This window comes from Mucilaginibacter sp., from assembly GCF_039921305.1.
In the GTDB taxonomy this organism is placed as follows: Bacteria; Bacteroidota; Bacteroidia; order Sphingobacteriales; family Sphingobacteriaceae; genus Mucilaginibacter.
The window spans coordinates 50,467-64,539 of record NZ_JBDSCA010000077.1 but is presented as its reverse complement, the minus strand read 5'-3'; the positions used below and the strand labels follow the sequence as shown (position 1 = coordinate 64,539).

Below are 14,073 nucleotides of genomic sequence, written 5' to 3'. Positions count from 1 at the left end.
GCTACCTGTGGATGCCATTAGAAATTGCTGACGGTAAACTTTGGTTGCCTAAACCGGAACCCTGGAAATTGAACATCAAATCGGGAGAAACAATAAAGTTACCATTGAATTAAATACTTATGCATTTTCAGTGGCCTTAATTAGAAATACTTGATAATGAGATTAATATAAAATATATCATTATAAGTTCCTTTGCACTTTTCTATAATTGAATTTATTGGTTAAGCGGATTTGGCTGTGTTTTATACTCTAAGAATATAGTACTGAATAATTAAATTTGATGTTTCGCCTCTTTGAAGGCAAGCCGTTAAAAATAATCTGAAAATACTGAGTAAAGAAATACCTTAAAAATCATCTATGAATAAACGGCCTCATATTGGATTATAATATTGAAAAGAAATTTTATAGCCAATTGTTTCGGTATGATGAATGAGGTCAGGTCTTAAGGATTGTGTTAGATCACTGAAATTCATCAGCGAGATTAAATCAAGGACCAGGTAACAAACCTCGAATTAGATGAATATGCTAAAGTTAACATTTGTACCTGGTGGGCAAAATGTGAACAAGGTGAAAACAGCGGTTCGGGGAACCCATTTACCTCTTACTTTTTCATTACAAAAACCCTTTAAGTTTTAAGCCATGTAATAGTCCGCGCATAAATCATTTATGATCTTTCCCATCCCCGGGAAGGAAGCGACTTTTTATTTTCTTACTTTAATCTTGAAAACATGGCTATATCACAAAAACATGATCGTACCTATCATTATCCGTTTTCGCCGGGCACAACCAGCGACGACCGCATAACGCACGACTATTGGGAGCATCAACAACGCATCCCAAACTTAACTCACACCGAAAAACTGGTACATTTGGTGTTAAATGACTACAGTACCAACCTTACTTTTTGCTGAAGACAAAGGTCGCAAAGTAACCGATGTATATATTGATGCCGGCTTTAAAAACCTTTCACATTTCTCGTTTGCTTTTAAGAAAGCGTATGGAGTGGAGCCATCAAAAATTTGATTATAAATGCCAGACTTGAAGTTTCATCGCTATTAGCCGTTCGTTGTTATACTGTCCACTGTGTAATTTAGTTCAGTTACCCCGCTGGTAAATTGCCGGGTAGTCAATAGTTTTAGTTTTATTTTGTCGTTGATGTCCACAAACAATGGAATGCCTCGTCCAAGAATAATTGGGTTAACAAATAGCCAATAGCCGTCAATTAAGTTGAGTTGCATCAATGAATGTGTTGCTGCCGGGCTACCGAAAAGCAAAATGTCTCCACCTTCCGATTGTTTGAGTCGATTGATGCTGTCCGGGAGGTTGTCGCTAATAATTGTTGTGTTAGCAAGATCGGCGTCTTTCATTGTTTTTGATAAAATAACCTTGTGAACTTTTTTATACCACTTGGAATGTTCAATATCGTGCTTGCTCGCTTCTGGCTCATCTCCTGCGGTAGGCCAGTAACTTTCCATCATCTCATAAGTTATCCGTCCATATAATGCCGTGTCGCCTTCGCTTATCCGGATACCGACATGATCAAAAATCTCTTCATCAACTTTGATCCAGTTCATTTCTCCGTTCGGCCCTGCTGCAAAACCGTCAAGCGAGATATGCATAAAGGAAATTATTTTTCTCATCTGTTTTTTATTGTTTTCTATAATGATGTGCCACACAGCCATTTTTGAAAATTCGGGTATCTATCAGCTTTAAATTCAATTTTTCCTGGAGGCTGCCGGCCTCCAGAAAACGTCTTCCTTTTCCCACCATTATCGGATGAATAACTAAATTAAACTCGTCGATCAGCCCTGCTGTGATTAATTCCGGAAGCAGGCTTATACTGTCTACAGAGATCTTTTTGCCGGGCTCTTGTTTCAGCTTGAGTAATTCTGCTACAGGGTTGCTCCGAATGATCCGCATATTTCCCTCCTCGAACGCTAGGGAGCGGGAAACAACAACCTTATCAATTGCCGTAAGCCTCTCGGCAAATCTATTCTCATCTGGAGTTCCGGACTGATCTTTTGCGACATCGGCCCAATAGGGAAACATTAACTGATACATAACACGACCGAAAAAGAGCAGGTCGACATCGTCCATCATTCTGGTGAAATAGCCCATCAGTTCTTCACTGGGGCTGGCTATCGTGTGATCGCAATAGCCATCCAGACTGATGTTCATACCAAATGTTACCGTTCTCATTTTAATTGTTTTTTCAAAAGTAAGCGTTGGTATGGAATAATATAAGGGTGATACGCGACAAAAAAGGGGATATTTAAGCCAAATGATAAAATGTTTGATTTTATTAATTTTGACGTATGGAAACAGGAATTCCCGGATTGAGTTGGGACGAGTTGAAACTTAAAGGTTTTAAGGTGCATGAACTATCAGCATCGGTAGATGTGCCGGTTAGGACGGGCCGGCGTGATTTTTACAAAATGGGCCTGGTGAACGGTGACATGACGATCGATTATGGTGGTCAGGTAGTAGAGATCAAAGGCACCGTCCTCTTTTTTGTCAATCCAAAAGTACCGCATTCCATTGTTCGTCGCATCAACCGGACCAGTGGCTATGCGTGCATATTTACCGAAACCTTTATGAACAGCCGGGAAATGCAGGACTCACCGCTATTTAGTGTCGGGGATAATCCGGTAATTCCCCTGAATGACGAACAGGCATTATTTATGCGTAGCATCTTCCTGAAAATGTTGACAGCTTATAGTGGAGATTACCCTCATAAAGCCGATCTGATCAAAAGCTGCATCGCATTGGTCATTCACGAAGCCTTGCGGATACAACCATCACAACAGACTATGCCATATAAAAATGGGGCTGGCCGTATCACGCACCTATTTATGGACCTGCTGGAAAGACAATTCCCTATCGAGCGCAGTAATGACCCGCTCCGGTTGCGGACGGCGCAGAGCTTTGCAGCTGGGCTTTCGGTGCATGTCAATTACCTAAACCGCGCGGTTAAAGAAGTGACGGGCAAACCTACCTCTGCACATATTGCAGCGCGTATCACGGCAGAAGCAAAAGCGCTTTTACAGCATACCGACTGGAGCGTAGCCGATATCGCTTATGCTTTAGGTTTTGAGTACCCGGCTTATTTCAATAACTACTTTAAGCGGGTTGCCGGAAGTACGCCCAATTCTTTTCGAAAGGTTTGAAAATCATAGTTATTGGTTTGATTGTCGTTACCAGAACGCTTGTTTTAACCGGAGTTTTGCTTTATGAAAATTTTAGTTACAGGAGCAACAGGAAAGGTCGGGAGCAGGTTTGTTCCCCGCCTGATAGCGAAAGGCTATGACGTTACGATATTGGTAAGGGATGCAGCTAAAACATTACCGGGAGCCAAAATGGCGGTTGGCGATCTGTATGATCCCAGCACTTTGCCACCTGCGGTAGCCGGTATGGACGCAGTCATTCACTTGGCCGCCTTATTCCGGACCTTTACCGATAATGAAGGCATCATCAAAACCAATCATACCGGCACGGTCGCTTTGGCCCAGGCTGCCTTAGCAGCAGGTGTTAAACGATTCGTTTTTGTGAGCACAGGCAATGTCTATGGTTCAGGTTATGGACATCCAGCCAAAGAAGATGATATCGTTGATATCAATGACCCCAGGGCCTATTCGTCCAGCAAGATCGCAGCCGAACAAGCATTGCTGAAGTTGGAGTTGGATGTGCGCGTACTTCGTTTAGGTTTTGTATATGGCGATCAAGACCCGCATATCGATGAGATCATGCCCATACTGAAAAACTGGAAACGCCACTCCGGTTCGAGAATGCACATGGTACATCACCTGGATGTAGCGCAAGGGCTATTCTTATTATTGCGACAGGATAAGCTTAACGGCGAGATCTTTAATATAGCCGACGACGCACCCATCACTCTTTATGAACTGGCTGATTCGGTTGGAAAGGCAACGGAGATATTTGATGGTGCCGAAGGTCCACTTGAAGATCCGTTCGAAGGCATTATGGATAATGCTAAACTTCGGAAAATTGGTTTCAGGCCATTGGTGCCCAGCTACTATGTAGCCAAAGATCTTGATATATTGTAATTATGGTCCCCGCTATCCCGGTCAATCAATTGGGCGACGATCACATTACTATTGAAAAAATAGCTTTTGATGAGCCGCCTGAACTGGAGAATGAGAACAACCCGAACGGCATGACCGCCATTTTCTTCTTGTTGGGAAAAGTCAGCAGAGCCATGGAGGTCAACTTTTAGCGCTATAAAATCTGATCTCCATCGCTCATTTACCCGCATCCCGATCAGGTACACTGCATTATCAGCTTTGAAAACGTATAGATCATCACAGGGCGGTTATTCCATTTAAACCATCGAATTGATGATAATAAATTCAGCACCCACTGTTCAGGTTTGCAAATTCGACCTAAAATGTATCAATTATAAAGTAATAGAACTTGTAATTTATTGCAAAATAACCATTGTTACAAAAACAAGCAGAGTTAACTCTGCTTGTTTTGAAGTTCCATTGATTTGGAACTATTATCTATTTTTTCTTCGCCATATCTATCATCATTGATATTTCGTCAACAGCAGCTTCTTTGCTTCCATCAAACCCGGTCAACCTGAAACGGATATTCCCTGTTCCGTCTATCACAAACTTGGCAGGTATACCGTAAACTTTGTAGCTTGTAACTACCTTATTTTGTTTGGTTTCCGGATCTTTGGTATCCATTAAAACCTGGAAAGCATATTTCATATTTTCAATATAAGCTTTGGCCTCTTCAGTTGGTGTGTCGGTTCTTTCCCAGGTATGGATAAATAGGAACTTTACTTTTGGGTCATCCTTATATTTATCTACGGCCATCTGCATGGCTGGGAACGAGGCTTTGCAAGGCCCGCACCACGTAGCCCAAAAATCAAGTATAACCACTTTGCCTTTTAACTCGGCCAGTGAAACTTTATTGCCTTGTAGGTCTACCAATGTAAAACCCGGCGCCGGTTCATTCACGATGTCTTTAACCAAACGTTTTTCGATCCCGATATTTATCCCTTTACGGATATCAGTCTGATATGCGTTTAGGCCAGCCTCGCTGCCTTTAACTTTCACATACAAAACCTTAAAAAGATCGGCCATTTCCTGTGTTGCTTTACCCGATTTAACGGCGGAATCCATTCGATCGAAAGCCTCTTGGTTGCGGTTAAGTGCCGCTAAGATCACAGCGTAACGGTAATTGAAATCGGCGCGTGGTGCATTTAAAGACTTGATCGCTACTTCAATGTACTTTAAAGCTTCATCGTATTTCTTTTGTTGGTACAGTATTTTTGCATATTCGCCGTTCAGTCCAGCATAGCCCGAGGCCGCAAATTTAGCGGCATTGCTGTCGCCTTTTTGTCCGTCAAAATACGGGATAGTACGATCTATGGCTTTCTTTTGATATAGGGCAGCATTGGTCAGATCCCCGTTTGCGAGAAAAATGGAAGCCAAACCACTATATGCATTTCCCAGCCAAAAATCTGCTTCAAACAAATTTGCGTAGTAAGTTGCCTTAGCAACATTTTTTTCTTTAGCATAACTATTGGCAAGATGACTGCGAACGTAATCGTAAGCCACTCTATCTTCGCCTAACGGCAAAGCAGGATAACTTGCCGGAGGGAACTTTTTCACCCATGCATTATAAGCTTTTTCGATCTCGGGCAAGTCCTTTAGATCGTAAATGGCCTGCTGTCCCTTATTCCTGGCCTGCATTCCTTGTGGAAACTTGGTCATTTCGGCTGTAAAAACAGAGTCGGATGTCTTTACGTTCTTAAGGCGGTAGTAGTACTGCCCAGCCATAGTCATCTCACTTTCGCTGTTGCTTGCGGCCAACGCTTTTAATCTATCATTCAGCACTTGCTGATCCAATGGTAGCTTCGATGCTATTAACCTGTCCAACTGCTTGCGGGTACTATCGGGATTATTTACCGCCTGAGCATAAGAACTTTTGATTAGGCCCGCTATTAACAATAGCATACCCACACATATCCCTAAAATTTTATTAATTTTCATATCAGTTATTATTAAAAATGGATCTCGATTTATTTTTTAACGCTTCCTCGTGTATATGGTTTAGTAGCCCGGGTTTTGCGTTAATGATGTGTTTACCCGGCGTTGCTGATCAGGTATAGGGAACAACACCGACCTGTTCACGTCCCAGGTAGTGGGCTTTAGCACACTCAAAACTGTATTAGCCTGGCCGGTACGTAATAGATCAAACCAGCGGTGCCCAAATTCACCAAACAATTCCAGTTTTCTTTCTTTGGCAATGGCGGCAAGCATTACTGGTACCAATGTCGTTGTGGGCAAGTTAGCTAAACCAGCCCTGGTACGTATAACATTCACATCAGCCAGAGCACCGGTCAAGTTATTCAAGTTATTTTGCTGTGCACGTGCTTCGGCCCTGATCAGGTATAGTTCCGCCAGTCTCAACACCACATTGAACTCGTTACCCGCACCTGCAGTAGCTGCCGTATAAATTTTGTATTTGTTAATGCGATAGAACTTTGAACCACTTACTGTAGAATCAACCCAGTTTGTTTTGCGGTTATCGTTCGCCTCAAAGCTATTGGCAATGTTACTGGTCAAAACATAAGCAGGCGGGGCTATATTGGTAGCCGATGTTGACGTACGGTACGATGTTGAAACGGCCGAGTAACCATAATAGGTGGCAAACTGCAAAATGGTTTCGGTACTGGTATTGATAAAAACAGAATTAGTAGCGGCCAGAGTATAAACGCCGGAACCTATAACTGTAGTTGCAGCAGCTTCGGCATTTACATAATCTTGCTGGTATAAATAAACCCGGGCAAGCAATGCCGTAGCTGCGTATTGGTTTACACGCGATTTTAGTGTACCAACATAAGTTACCGGCAGCAAACCTTGCGCATCCTTCAGATCGCTTACTATCAAAGCGTAAACCTGGGCTGGTGTAGAGCGCGGCAGGTAAGCGCTCGCCAGTGGATCGCCGCTGGTTATCGGCACTCCGCCGTAATAATTAACCAGGTAAAAATTCACAAAGGCTCTGAAAAATTTGGCCTCGCCCAACAATTGCGACTTAACTGAAGGTGTTAACGTTGTTGAAGCCGTTATACCATCTATAGCTGCATTGGCTTCCAATAACTCCGAATAAGCGTAAGCCCATAGGTTACCATTCTGCACACTCGCTATTGATATGGCATTATTCTCAATTTCGGTAAGTTCAGGAGTGGCCGTTGGTGTATAATGTAATTCGTCGGAACTGATTCCGCCAAAAACATTAATACTCACCAACATGGCATTAAGCGAGTTAAATATGCCGTAGTTATATAAAGCAATAACCGATGCTGTTGCAGTACCATCGGTACTGTATGCGGCTGATGCCTCAATCTTATTTAAAGGAGCATCAAGCTCAACAAACTTATTACAGGACGATGATAGGATAAGCGTTGGGATACCGAAACAGGTCAATATCAATTTAGATAAGCTATATTTTATTTTCATGTTGCTCTTATTTATTAAAATGTGCAATTAAAACCTAAAACCATTGTACGCAATTGTGGCAAAGCGATAAACTGCCCGGTACCTAAACCTGGCGCAGCACCCGAAACTGCCGTTTCCGGATCATAGGTATATTTTTGCTTGGCCCAGGTATATAGGTTTTCGCCCCGCGCAAATACCGATACATTGTTAAAACCAACCCTTTGTACCCAGATTTTTGGCAACATGTAGTTAAGGTTTACGGTTTTTAATTTAATAAATGAAGCATCGCCCCAGTTAGCATCACTTGAGTTGTAGTTAGAATATGAGGCAGCGCTCACAGTTGTTGCGCCCGGATACAAGGCATTATCGCCTGGGGCCATCCATCGTTCCAATGCACTTGTATTTTGGTTAGTTAAACCGGTACCATAAGGATATGATGATGAGTTGTTGATATATCCCATGCGATGATTGAACAGGAATGATACATCCAGCGTTAAACCCTTATAAGTAAAACTATTGGTTATGCCACCGTAGTATGGGTTTCCTAACGGTGCCGGAATCCTGTCGGCAGCAAAGGTGATGCTTCCATCTCCATTCAGATCCTGATATGTTGGCACACCGGTTACCGGGTTAATACCGGTAAAGTGGTAAAGCAGGATACCGTTTACAGGCTGACCAATAATATAGGTATTAAATAGCTGCGATGGGTTTTCGATACTTGTAATACTGTTCCGCTGAATGGTAAGGTTTACATTTGTTGCCCACTTAAAACTTTTAGATTGAATATTGGTAGTGCTTAATTCAAATTCGAAACCTTGGTTTTTAACAACTGCCGGGAAGTTGGCAGTATAACTACTTATACCCGCTTGCGTTGGTACTATAAGACTTAACAATTGATCGGACGAGCGATTAAGGAAGTAATCCGCCTTTAAATAGATCCTGTCTTTCAGGAAACCCAGTTCAATTGCTGCATCAAGTTTTTTATTGGTTTCCCAATGAAGATCGGGATTAGGAACATTGCTTGGATAGATTACGGATTGCCCCTGGTAGCTGGATGCTGAACCAACGGCATTGTAATATGGATAATACTGGTAGTTGGCTATTTGGTCGTTACCGGTTAAGCCATAACTTGCGCGCAACTTTCCGAAACTTAACCATGAAATATTCTTCATCAAAGCTTCCTGAGTAAATACCCAGGCAGCTCCAACAGCCCAAAAGTTACCAAAACGATGTGACGGACCAAAGCGCGATGAACCATCGCGGCGGAAGGTACCGTTTAACAAATACTTATCTTCCCAGATATAATTAACCCTGCCAAATAAGGCATTGTACTTATAATCAGAATTATTGCTTCCGAAATTAATGATGGATGCCGCATTGTTTATCGAATTTATTAGCGCGTCACTGCTAAAGCCGGTACCTTGCAAATTTATCCCATCTAACACAGTTTCTTGGAAAGTTCCTCCTATTAAAACATTTAAATCTCCCTTTAATACTTTTCGTCGATATTCGGCCTGTGGCTCAACAATATAGTTTGAGTACGTATTGTTGGCATAGCGAAGCGTATTACTCGGCGCGGCTAAATTTACACTTGCCGGGTTTAATGAGGTTAAAGGTGTCGCTAGTGTTTGTTTAAGCCCAGTTAATGTATAACCCAAATTAGCTTTCACAGTTAACCCCTTGGCTACTTGATAATACACATCCATTTTACTAAGCAAATTGGTAGTGGTGTTATTGTTTGGCCTTAAAATATACACCAATGGATTTGTAGAGGTACTTGAATACCAATTAAGAGTACCATCGGCATTGTACAAAGGCATATTAGGCGCCAGGTTGTACAGTGTTGAAAGATCAGTACTTGGCAGGTTATTTTGCATATAACCATAATTCACATTCAAATCTATTCCAAATCGATTATTCTCACTTTTATGGCCGGTATTTAAACGGTTAGAGAAGGTATTGGCACCAAAGTTACCGGGATAAACGGTTCCCTCGTGGCGATAATTTGATGTGAAAAGAAAAGTATTTTGGGGGCTTCCGCCAGATATAGAAAAATCGACGTTCGTGGTATTTGCGGTACCGCCGATAAATTGCTTTTGCCAGTTGGTGTTCGCGTTCTGATCCCAAACCAACAGATCGGGAGCGTTAATGCTTGTAGGAATTACGCCCGAAGCAGCAAAAGCGGTCCTACGTAAGGCCAGGTAATCGGGTGTACTCAGTTCATCGATAAAATGCGCTACTTTGCCAACACCCTGATAAAAGTTTATGGTATACTTGGTTTTACCACCGGTAGCTTTTTTAGTGGTAATAAGCACAACGCCATTAGAGCCTTTGGAGCCATAAATGGCGGTTGCGTCAGCATCTTTAAGCACATCTATACGTTCAATATCATCTGGGTTTATCATCCCGAGCGGGCTTGTCTCGCCACCATTGGCCCCACTTACTCCGTAAGCATTCAAACCATCGGTAGCAGGCGTTGAACCATTGAATAACGTAAATGGAACACCATCAATAATATACAATGGCAAAGTACCGCTACCTATAGAACCAACACCTCTAATCTGCACCCGATAACCCGCACCCGGCAATCCATTGTTTTGTGTTATCTGCACGCCAGGTAACCTGCCCTGCATAGCCGCCAGTGGGTTTGAAACAGGCTGGCTGCCAATATCCTTAGCGGTGATAGAACTTACCGAACCAGTGTTTAACGCACGCGTTGTGGTACCATAACCGATCACCTGCACTTCATCTAAACTACCAACAGCAGATTTCATGGTAACACGCAAGCCTGCTGTAATATTTTTGACAGGGAATTGTTGAAGTTGGTAACCAATAAAACTAATGATCAGGATATCGTTTTCGTTAGGGGACTCTATCCCAAAATGGCCATTAACATCCGTAGCTGTGCTTATGCGCTTCTCGTTTTGAAACCTAATGGTTACCCCTGGCAAAGGGTTATCGTTCTCGTCAACCACCATACCGGTGATCCTTTTTGACTGGACGGCCTCGGTTGCTTTAGTAACAACGATAATATTGTCGCCGAGTAGTTTGTAGGTAAATCCTGAATTTTGTAAAACTTTATCCAGTATCTCTGCCACGGATTGATTGCTTGCAGAAACATCAACCTTACTATTGGCCGGGAAAATATTGTTATTGTAAATAAACTTGTAGGGGCTCTGTTTTTCGATAATATTGATCAGTTTGCTGATAGCTACACCTTTTAGATCGACAGACATTTTCACATCCTGCGAAAGCGCGGTTTTTGCAGATACAGATAGGCAGCTTACAATGATCAGAGTGAAAACTAATTTCATAACGAGAAGGGTTTTATCAATAGGGCATAGGGAAAAAAGTGCACCATTTTTTGTGCTTTTTTGCATAATTTTACATGATTTAAAGTTTAAGATCTGAAGCAGGTTGCAACGCCAATTGATATGCCTGTTTCTTTGCTATTTTAACTCGCCTGGGGAATACGTAGTGTATTCCCCTTTTTTGTGGATAATGATTTAGTAAATACTGATCACAGTATCCTCCTTTCTGTAATTAAAGTTCCCTGATAATTTTAATGCTTCCAATACATGCGTGATCTCGCCGTGGTCAAAAGTTCCGGTAAAGCGCATAGCTTTCAACGTTGGGTTGGTAATTATCACCTTAACACCATACCAACGCTCCATTTGTAGGGCAACATCGGATAAAGGCTCGTCAAAAAATGTTAGTTTGTTCTGCGTCCAATCCGTTTCAACTACCGAATTGGTTTCCACATTCTTCGTGATCTGCCCTATTGAAAAAACGGCCGCGTTCTTTTTTTCATTGATCAGATGTTCCATGGCATAGTTATCTAAGATGAACTTTTTATCAGGTGATAATATGATGGCTTTGCCGGCCTTATTACTTTGAACGCTCTTGTTCAGAGTTATCTCAACAAGGCCTTTTATTAATGATGCTTCGGTTACCCTATCGGCTGGATAAGCCTTTATGTTAAATTCGGTACCAATATCTTTAACGTTAATTTTTTCGGTATGCACCATAAAGGGCTTGGCCTGGTTGTGGGCAATAATAAAGTAGCCCTCTCCGGATAAATAAACCTCGCGCGTTTTAATGTTAAAGCCCTTTAATACCTTTAAGGTACTCCCTCCGTTTAGCGATACCGTTGAACCATCTGATAGTTTGATAGTGCGCCTATGGCCTAAGGGAATATTATAGGCTACGGTTTGAGCCGTAGTTGCAGTTTTTAACCGGTTGGTTTTGAAAAAGAAAAAACCGGTAGCTACCAAAATTGTAGCCGCTATACCGCTAATGATTGTACCAATACGTTGATAGCTTTTTTGATCGAATACAGGTGTTAATACCTCAACACGGTCTACTGCTTTTTTAACAGATAAATCTGCACTTTCAACAACCTGCCTGAATATTTGATGGTCTTGTTTGAAATTTTCCGCCGTAATGTTACCGTTAAGGGTGTAGTATAAAGCACGGGCACTGTTTGCAGCGGGTAGTTTTTCGGGATGCCTTGCCAGCCAATCAGTCCAAAACGTTACCGATGCTTCGTTGGTACCTAAACAATATTCCAGAAAGGAATTATCGCATAAAAAGTCTTCAACACTATGTTTTTGATAGTTCATTTTGCATCATTTTACCTATTGATGCTCGAGTGTTGGATATTTACTATGAAAAAAAGTAAATAGTTAACAATTTATTAACTTTTGCCCAACTTTTATAAAAAATTACTTTAAATATGCGCCAATTGTACTCAAAGAGATTAAAATTAACCCCATTAAATACATAAGATCATTGGCTCCCTCTTTAGAAAGGTCAGATCGCAATTTCTGGAGGGCATCATAAACAATATTGTAGGCTGTACGCTTTGAGATGCCGGCTTTAATTGAGATCTCGTCGTAATCCATATTCTCAAAAAAACGGTACTGCAATAATTCTTTCTGCCGGTCGGTTAGTTTATTTAGACTTTGCTGTAACTTGGCTTTTATTATTGCATCACTTTGCAGACGGGTAATATACTCCTCATAAGGTAACTCTTCCCGGGCTGTAAGCGAAGAAGCGTAATTCTCTTTCGCCTCCCTCAACTTATCCGCCCTTATTTTTTGAAAGATGAGAGTGCGGAGGCAAGTCATCAAATAACTTCGCACATTATCTACCGAAGGTAATCGGTCGCGTTTTCCCCAAAGCGAGAGCAACATTTCAACAATACAATCATTGGCATAATGGCGGTCGGCGGTTAGTTTAACACCGTAGTTGATAAGGCCCAGGTAGTGTTGCGCATACAATTCGTCTAAAGCATCATGGCTGCCCCCTATAAATTCCTGCCATGTTTCTTTAAATCGCTCCGACATACTTCAAATATACCAATTTGGGGAAATATTGGGCATTCCGGAGCAATTGGCCACCTGATTCAGGGATCACTAACAGGCATTTCCGCAACACTTGACCATGCTAATTTCTTGATTGTCAAATTTGATCATGCTAATACCCATCAAAACTCTTTGCTCTAAAGCGCATAACATCGGCAAAATAGCCCGGCGTATTGAATACTGCGTCGCTTTTAATCCTGTTTTTATTCCAAACGATCATAGGCTGAAGAACAAATGGGAAATTAAGTCGATTACTCTTACTATTTCCCACCACGGAGGTAAAATAAGACCGGATGGATGTTAAGAGTTATCTGGTCATAAAGTTTATTTGGAAAGGGTAATACCCAATCGAGGTGTCATGATTTTTTAATTTACTACAGAGATGATAGGAGTCACCGTAATACCGATAGATTAAGTTGGGATATAGTATATAAAATTTCTTCCCGTCATTAAGCTGGCATGTAAATATCAAATCTCTGTCCTCATTTATAATATAGGAAGCCTTGGGACGAAGAAAGTCGGCTATAGCATGTCGAGTTGAATCCGATAAAAGCCCATCCGCAGTACCGCGGCATACATTGATAGAATCCTGAACGGCATTAAGACTTGAGTGAGTAAAGGAAAGCCCATCTTCGGTATAGTAATACCTTTTTTTAAATTTTAAAAGTTAAATACATTCCGATAATTACTATTATAAAGAAGATTATTAACGTATAAAAATTATGGTTCACGCCAAGACATGGTGCGATATAATGTATAATACTTTAGTCGTCATCATTGTTTTTGTTCGGGTTTAACCCTTGTCCAAACCTCGCTGCCAAGGGTTATTATTCCCATGTATGCGCTTATTTTCAAGGTGGAATCGCTTATCGCTATTCTACAGTTGAAGGTCATAGCTCGTTTAGGGTTGTATGAGGTGCCGTTAACGTAAGTTTCGGGAGTTTTGCATACAAAATTTTTAAGTACTTCCAAACCTAATATTTGTCTTGAGCAGAGCGCCGTGGCCGGATTCTTTTTATCGGTTTGGGGTTTGCCCTGGCTGTCAGTAGGGTTTTTGAGCCATACTATTTTACCAAAATATTGGTCGCCGTTTTTGTATATCTCAACCTGTCCGTCCTTATCCTGATTGAGCCATCGACCTAAAATTGCACTTCCTTTTTGCGCGAATGTGGTGTATGATGATGCAATTAGCAATAAAGTTATGATAGATGTTTTCATGCTGTATTTGATATGCC

Annotated in this window: 13 protein-coding genes; 5 read left to right on the top strand and 8 right to left on the bottom strand. The window is 41.6% G+C overall.

Annotation, left to right across the window (positions count from 1 at the left end; genetic code table 11):
* The first annotated feature begins 728 nt into the window (after positions 1 to 728).
* Both ABIN91_RS22270 and ABIN91_RS22265 read left to right on the top strand, forming a co-directional pair.
* Positions 729 to 911, top strand: coding sequence for a hypothetical protein (locus tag ABIN91_RS22270; protein WP_348053827.1), 183 nt, complete (start codon positions 729 to 731; stop codon positions 909 to 911).
* Positions 880 to 1,023: a helix-turn-helix domain-containing protein gene (locus ABIN91_RS22265; protein ID WP_348053826.1), complete on the top strand. Its 144-nt coding sequence runs from the start codon at positions 880 to 882 to the stop codon at positions 1,021 to 1,023. Before ABIN91_RS22270 ends, ABIN91_RS22265 begins: the two co-directional genes overlap by 32 nt.
* A gap of 32 nt (positions 1,024 to 1,055) precedes the next feature.
* Here the strand turns inward: ABIN91_RS22265 and ABIN91_RS22260 are convergent, their stop codons facing one another.
* Positions 1,056 to 1,640: a dihydrofolate reductase family protein gene (locus ABIN91_RS22260; RefSeq protein ID WP_348053825.1), complete on the bottom strand. Its 585-nt coding sequence runs from the start codon at positions 1,638 to 1,640 to the stop codon at positions 1,056 to 1,058.
* 7 nt (positions 1,641 to 1,647) lie between these two features.
* A complete protein-coding gene (locus ABIN91_RS22255) occupies positions 1,648 to 2,199 on the bottom strand; it encodes a dihydrofolate reductase family protein (RefSeq protein ID WP_348053824.1) in 552 nt (183 codons plus the stop codon).
* Positions 2,200 to 2,315: 116 nt separating this feature from the next.
* Between ABIN91_RS22255 and ABIN91_RS22250 the strand changes: the two genes are divergently transcribed.
* The 3 genes from ABIN91_RS22250 (at position 2,316) to ABIN91_RS22240 (ending at position 4,234) form a co-directional block, all read left to right on the top strand.
* Complete coding sequence (locus tag ABIN91_RS22250) at positions 2,316 to 3,167, top strand: helix-turn-helix domain-containing protein (RefSeq protein WP_348053823.1); 852 nt, start codon at positions 2,316 to 2,318, stop codon at positions 3,165 to 3,167.
* A gap of 63 nt (positions 3,168 to 3,230) precedes the next feature.
* Entirely contained in the window at positions 3,231 to 4,064 is an 834-nt protein-coding gene (locus tag ABIN91_RS22245) for an NAD(P)-dependent oxidoreductase (RefSeq protein ID WP_348053822.1), read from the top strand.
* Between the two features lie 2 nt (positions 4,065 to 4,066).
* The gene (locus tag ABIN91_RS22240) at positions 4,067 to 4,234 is read left to right on the top strand and encodes a hypothetical protein (RefSeq protein WP_348053821.1); all 168 of its coding nucleotides are present in this window, start codon (positions 4,067 to 4,069) and stop codon (positions 4,232 to 4,234) included.
* Positions 4,235 to 4,520: 286 nt separating this feature from the next.
* Here the strand turns inward: ABIN91_RS22240 and ABIN91_RS22235 are convergent, their stop codons facing one another.
* From ABIN91_RS22235 to ABIN91_RS22210, 6 genes are all read right to left on the bottom strand, one after another.
* Positions 4,521 to 6,023, bottom strand: a complete 1,503-nt coding sequence (locus tag ABIN91_RS22235; protein ID WP_348053820.1) for a redoxin domain-containing protein — start codon at positions 6,021 to 6,023, stop codon at positions 4,521 to 4,523.
* A 60-nt stretch (positions 6,024 to 6,083) separates the two neighbouring features.
* On the bottom strand, positions 6,084 to 7,493 hold the full coding sequence (locus tag ABIN91_RS22230) for a RagB/SusD family nutrient uptake outer membrane protein (protein ID WP_348053819.1): 1,410 nt from the start codon (positions 7,491 to 7,493) through the stop codon (positions 6,084 to 6,086).
* A gap of 14 nt (positions 7,494 to 7,507) precedes the next feature.
* Positions 7,508 to 10,786, bottom strand: coding sequence for a SusC/RagA family TonB-linked outer membrane protein (locus ABIN91_RS22225; protein WP_348053818.1), 3,279 nt, complete (start codon positions 10,784 to 10,786; stop codon positions 7,508 to 7,510).
* 192 nt (positions 10,787 to 10,978) lie between these two features.
* The gene (locus ABIN91_RS22220) at positions 10,979 to 12,094 is read right to left on the bottom strand and encodes a FecR domain-containing protein (RefSeq protein WP_348053817.1); all 1,116 of its coding nucleotides are present in this window, start codon (positions 12,092 to 12,094) and stop codon (positions 10,979 to 10,981) included.
* A 102-nt stretch (positions 12,095 to 12,196) separates the two neighbouring features.
* Positions 12,197 to 12,820 carry a sigma-70 family RNA polymerase sigma factor gene (locus ABIN91_RS22215; protein WP_348053816.1) on the bottom strand — a complete coding sequence of 208 codons (624 nt, stop codon included), beginning with the start codon at positions 12,818 to 12,820 and terminating at the stop codon, positions 12,197 to 12,199.
* 792 nt (positions 12,821 to 13,612) lie between these two features.
* Positions 13,613 to 14,056 carry a DUF2147 domain-containing protein gene (locus ABIN91_RS22210; protein WP_348053815.1) on the bottom strand — a complete coding sequence of 148 codons (444 nt, stop codon included), beginning with the start codon at positions 14,054 to 14,056 and terminating at the stop codon, positions 13,613 to 13,615.
* Positions 14,057 to 14,073 lie beyond the last annotated feature (17 nt).